Origin of the sequence: Microvirga roseola (genome assembly GCF_020866965.1) — a bacterium.
GTDB lineage: Bacteria > Pseudomonadota > Alphaproteobacteria > Rhizobiales > Beijerinckiaceae > Microvirga > Microvirga roseola.
Genome location: NZ_JAJATX010000113.1, coordinates 1 through 5,135 on the forward strand (window position 1 = coordinate 1; position 5,135 = coordinate 5,135).

The following is a 5,135-nucleotide window of genomic DNA, read 5'->3' on the forward strand; positions in this document are numbered from 1 at the left end:
GAGTGCAGGAACTACCTCAGGAAATGCGGATATGAGCCCGTCTAAGTCGAATCCGCTCTAGACACCGCCTGGCCAATCGTCCCGGAGTCTATCGTATGCAGAAACCCCAGATGAAGTTACTCTTGAGCGCATCCTTCTGAGCGCGTGCGCTCACCTCCCCTGCATAGGCAACGCTCAGAATCCTGCTCTGCCAGCTATTCCCAAACGGCGCACGGTAGTGCGTCGAGCGGGATTTTAAGGTATCGTAGCCCATTGCCCTCAGGCACAGGCAATCGACCGCCCGCCGTGTTCACCTGGAGAGCGTGCAAGATGAGCTTGGGCATTGGCAGCATCGCGTCTCGTGCTTTGCGAAGAGCAACGAACTGCTCCTCAGTTCCAGCCTGATTGAGGTGAGTGTTGTGGGCTTTCTGACTCGCTACTGAACTCTCCCAAGCTGCGGCGCGCCCCCCGGGCCGGTAGTCGTGGCCGGAGAACAGGCGGGTGTGCTCCGGCAAGGAGAGGATACTCTGGATCGTTCGCCACAGCGCTCGGGCATCCCCGCCCGGAAAGTCGCATCGCGCCGTGCCGAAGTCCGGCATGAACAACGTGTCGTGGATGAAGGCGGCATCTCCGATCACGTAGGTCACAGAGGCCAGGGTATGCCCAGGCGAGAACATAACACTCGCGTCCATGTCTCCGATCCGGAACACATCACCATCGGCAAACAACCGGTCCCACTGCGAACCGTCTGTTGGGAAGCCGTCGGGAAGATTGTAAATCTCCTTCCAGAGCCGCTGGACAGCAACTACCTGCTCGCCAATGGCTGTCGTGGCGCCCGTCTGATCTTTTAGATATCCAGAGGCCGAGAAGTGGTCTGCGTGAGGGTGCGTATCCAGGATCCATTCAACCGTGAGATCCTGCTCTTGCACGAAGGCGAGCAGGGCATCCGCGGAGGTCGTCGCCGTGCACCCCGATTTCTCGTCATAATCGAGCACCGGGTCGATCAGGGCACAGGCTCCAGAGGCGGGATCGGACACCACATACTGAACACTGCAGGTGCGCTGATCAAAGAAGGCATCCACCTGTGGCTTGCATGCGAGCAGGTCAGGGGCCGACCGAGATAGGCTCGTTGAGTTCATGGTATCGCTCCGTGGTAGCCTAGACTCGCTACACCGCTAAGCTGCCGCAAGCCTGCAGGGAACGCTCGCGCTCAGGATTGCGGCTGAGGCACAATGCGGATGTAGGGCTTCGGAGCTTGCCACCCCTGCGGGTAGATATTCCGCGCCTCGTCATCCGACACAGAGCCAGCAATGATGACATCCTGTCCCGGTTGCCAGTTCACTGGGGTTGCGACCCGATGTTGAGCCGTAAGCTGGAGCGAGTCGATGACACGCAAAACTTCATCGAAGTTACGTCCCGTGGTCATTGGGTAGACCAGCAGCAGTTTAATCTTCTTGTCGGGGCCAATGATGAACACGTTGCGGACGGTCTGGTTGTCTGCTGGCGTCCGCCCCTCCGAGCTTCCGTTGGTACTGGCCGGCAGCATTCCATAGAGCTTCGAAACTGTCAGATCGGAGTCGCCGATCATCGGGTAGTTCGGCGCGTATCCCTGCGTCTCGCGAATGTCTTCTGCCCAGCGGGCGTGATGGCCGACCGGATCAACGCTGAGCCCGATGATCTTCACATTGCGCCGGTCGAATTCAGGCTTGATGCGGGCCATGTAGCCAAGTTCGGTGGTGCAGACCGGAGTGAAGTCTTTTGGGTGGGAAAATAGCACACACCAAGCGTCGCCAATCCATTCGTGGAAACTGATGTGCCCTTGCGTGGTCTCGGCCTCGAAATCGGGTGCGACGGCGCCAATCTGGATCGTCATAGTGTTCTCGTCCTTGCATGATGAATACCGACGTATACTCGATCGGCACCTTGACAGCTCAGGAAGAGCGGGTCCGTGGAAATCTTCTGCTTTTTTCGGAGCTTTGTGGAAATTGCGACCAAGTCCATGCATATTGGCCGCGAAAATCGCCTTGTCTTTCTATGGCTGCGAGAAGAAAGTTCATTGGTAGATGATACGACATAACATAGGAGGAAAGAACTCTGTCACGCGCCCGACGAGAGTAGGAGCTGCCGGGCCTCTGGTCGCCTTGAAACTCAAGCTAACACTTGTGGCGCTCGGAATTTCGCCCAAAGATCTGTGTCGTCGTTTCTCGGCTGTGAACCCGGCCACCTCCTTTACTCTACAGAACGCCTATAAGTGGTTGGGCGGCAAGTCAGCGCCGCGAGTATCTCAGGTCTACGATGAGTGGGCTCGAATCCTTGGAGGGGATCTTACCGGCTCCTTCATTGCGGCGTCGTCCTTTGAAGAGTTCGCCACCTCTCTCTCGGCGCATCACAGTGTTCCGATTACGACACTCGCTGAACTCATGCGCGAGGCGGCCTCAACCGGACAGGCCTCCTCTGCACTCCCTCTGGATGGAGGCGCATGGTCCATCAACCAACTTCTTATTGGCCGTTATCTTGCTTTATCTCTGGCATGGTCGCAGGCACAATCCGGTAAGCTCATTCTTGGACAAGTCGAAATCAGTCGAAACGGCACGTCGGGGCTGAGACTTACTTATTCAGAAGCGCTTTTTGGACGAGTCGTCTTAATGGATGGAGCAGTGATCTGTGACGGGCGAACCGCTCAAACTATGGCTGTCTGCCGTGAAAGCGGCAGATGTTATCTATTTGCGCTTTGCGTTCCATCACCGCCAGCTAACCTGATTGGAGGTGTGTTCAGCGGTTCGGCTTTGCATGACCTCGGTGCTCGCCCTTGTGCCTCACGTATTCTCTTTATTCGCGACCACTCAGCGCCCGACACCTCTGAGAGGAGCCGCACCACATATCTGGAGCCGTTGGGGAACCTCATTGGCCGTGAGCTAGCCGACCTCGGTTATGGCCCAGAGGACGAATGTCTAGGCTGCGCCGAACATATGAAAGCATTTCTGTTACCGGAAGGAGGGGCAGGCTTGCTGGAGGCAACACCAGAAAGCGTTGGTGCTCTTGGACTCCTGCTGGACCGGCTCAGCAATACCTGAACAACTCCACGAGGGGCTCAGTAGCCGGTGTTGACTAGGGCTTCAGTTAAATCTGGAGTATCCTATGGGCGCTGTAGTTCTGTATCCCAAGAATTCGGAAAGGGTTGAGTAGATGTCTCCCCCTCCATCAAAGATCTGCAAGGGCTGCTGGCAGCAGATGCGCGTCCCTATACCGCTGCGTGGTTTGGCTTCCGTTCCCTTCAAAGCCTTTGGTATTCGTCCCAGCCGGATGAACCCGAACACCTGCACAGTTTGCGAGTTGATGTTCACGCGGGTTATGAAAGCGCGCAAAATCACGGTCGACGTGTCTGTGCTTTTTGCCGACCTAAGAGGCTATACGGCCCTGGCGCAGTCGCTTTCGCCCGCCTCTGTCTCGTCGATTCTCGACGCCTTTTACGATGAATGTGCAGCGGCTATCTGGGAGTACGACGGCCTTCTCAATAAGACGGTTGGCGACTCCGTCATGGCCATCTTCAATTTTCCTATCCGCCACGACAATCACGCCGGACAGGCTTTGCTAGCGGCGCACGAGATCCAGCGTCGCTGCAGTGCCCGACGGGAGCCTCTCCTGGCTGAGAATGCTGGACCTGGCAGGAGTGAACTTGGGGTCGGCATCGGCATAGACTCCGGCCTCGCCAGCTTTGGCGAGTTCGGTCGATCGCTGCGTGATCTGACTGCGATTGGAACGGTCGTAAACACGGCCGCTCGCGCCCAATCGGCAGCTGACGCAGGCCAGATACTGGTCACCCAAGCCGTTCAGCATCGGGCCGGTCCCGATGTGGTTGGAGGTGACGGACGAGAATATAGTCTAAAGGGATTTGATGCTCCTGTAAGGCTTTATGCCGCCTGATTAAAGCTCACTGTGAGACCACAAAGTTCCAAAAAATCCCGTTGAACCTGATACTCAGTGTTTAGCACATTCCTGTGGGCAATCGAGTCGGTCGCCGAAGGTCCGCTCAGGGTCAGGAACCGAGATTCCCTGCGATTTGAGAACGTCCGCTTCGATGAGGATTGCTGCCTTCGAGCTTACGTCTCAAGCGTGCCATCACCAGACGTTCACCAGTGAGGGCTGGGCTACCCTTCTGTATCCGCCATTGATGCCTCAGCATCCTAAAGCACTTTTGGTTTCAGTGTAGAGCATAACCGGCATGCCTGATCCAGCCTCGGGCATCTTTTGCGGTGATGGTGTTGAGGGCTGGTTTGAGTTCCGCTTCCAGGGCCTCAAGAGTGCGAGGCGCTTTTGCCTTAAGCCGCTCCTTCACCTTGGCCCAGGCGGGCTCGATTGGGTTGAACTCGGGTGAGTAGCGGGGGAGGTACAGCAGTCCAGTCCCAGCCCGATTGAGCAGGTCCCGCACTTCTGTCGCGTGATGCGGGCGCAGGTTGTCCATCACCAAGATGGCATCCGGCTTCGTGCGTTTGAGGGCCGGCACCAGCACCTGCTCCAGATAAGCCAGCAGCACCGGCGTGGAGGTGGACGCCTCGATGCTCATGCTGGCCACCAGACCGTCACAGGCGAGTGCGCCCAACACCGTCAGGCGCTGCCACGAGCCGAGCGGGATTGACCCATAGGCGCGTTGCCCGCGTGGGGCTCGTGCATGGGTCCGGGCCATCCTGGTGGCGACGCCGCTCTCGTCCAGGGACACCAGGCGGTCCGCGGGGATGTCGCTCATCTGCTGGCGATAAGCCTCGCGCTCGGCGGCAATCTCGGGCCGCTCCTGCTCGGCCGCCCGAAGGGTCTTTTTTTGGGACGCAGCTTGAGCCGCTTGAGCGCCTCGCAGATCACCGCCAGACACACCGTCACGCCGGCCCTCCTCGCGCTCTTGGCGGCGCCAGTTCGACACGGTAGCGGGACAGACCTGAAAACGGCGGGCAATCTCGACCTGAGGAAGGTCGCCACGCGCACAGGCGACCAGAACACGCTCACGCAGATCAGGAGAATAGGGCTGGGGCACGGCTTGCCTCCCGGGCCATATCCCAGTCAACGCACAGACCACCCAAATGGATTCACGCCCAGATTAAATGCGCTTTAGCGCGTTTCGAACCTCCATGTGAAGCTACCCTTTACCGCGTGCTCCTGCGCCC

Annotated in this window: 5 protein-coding genes; 2 read left to right on the top strand and 3 right to left on the bottom strand. The window is 58.2% G+C overall.

Features of this window, described 5'->3' with window-relative positions:
• Window positions 1–194 precede the first annotated feature (194 nt).
• Complete coding sequence (locus LG661_RS24110) at window positions 195–1,118, bottom strand: MBL fold metallo-hydrolase (RefSeq protein WP_230534536.1); 924 nt, start codon at window positions 1,116–1,118, stop codon at window positions 195–197.
• Window positions 1,119–1,189: 71 nt separating this feature from the next.
• A complete protein-coding gene (locus LG661_RS24115) occupies window positions 1,190–1,852 on the bottom strand; it encodes a peroxiredoxin (RefSeq protein WP_230534537.1) in 663 nt (220 codons plus the stop codon).
• Window positions 1,853–2,120: 268 nt separating this feature from the next.
• Between LG661_RS24115 and LG661_RS24120 the strand changes: the two genes are divergently transcribed.
• Together LG661_RS24120 and LG661_RS24125 are read left to right on the top strand one after the other, a co-directional pair.
• Window positions 2,121–3,053 carry a hypothetical protein gene (locus tag LG661_RS24120; protein WP_230534538.1) on the top strand — a complete coding sequence of 311 codons (933 nt, stop codon included), beginning with the start codon at window positions 2,121–2,123 and terminating at the stop codon, window positions 3,051–3,053.
• A 112-nt stretch (window positions 3,054–3,165) separates the two neighbouring features.
• A complete protein-coding gene (locus tag LG661_RS24125) occupies window positions 3,166–3,903 on the top strand; it encodes an adenylate/guanylate cyclase domain-containing protein (RefSeq protein WP_230534540.1) in 738 nt (245 codons plus the stop codon).
• Window positions 3,904–4,180: 277 nt separating this feature from the next.
• On the opposite strand, the gene LG661_RS24130 is transcribed toward LG661_RS24125, so the two are convergent.
• A complete protein-coding gene (locus LG661_RS24130; protein WP_230534541.1) occupies window positions 4,181–5,005 on the bottom strand; it encodes an IS630 family transposase in 825 nt (274 codons plus the stop codon).
• Window positions 5,006–5,135: the final 130 nt, after the last annotated feature.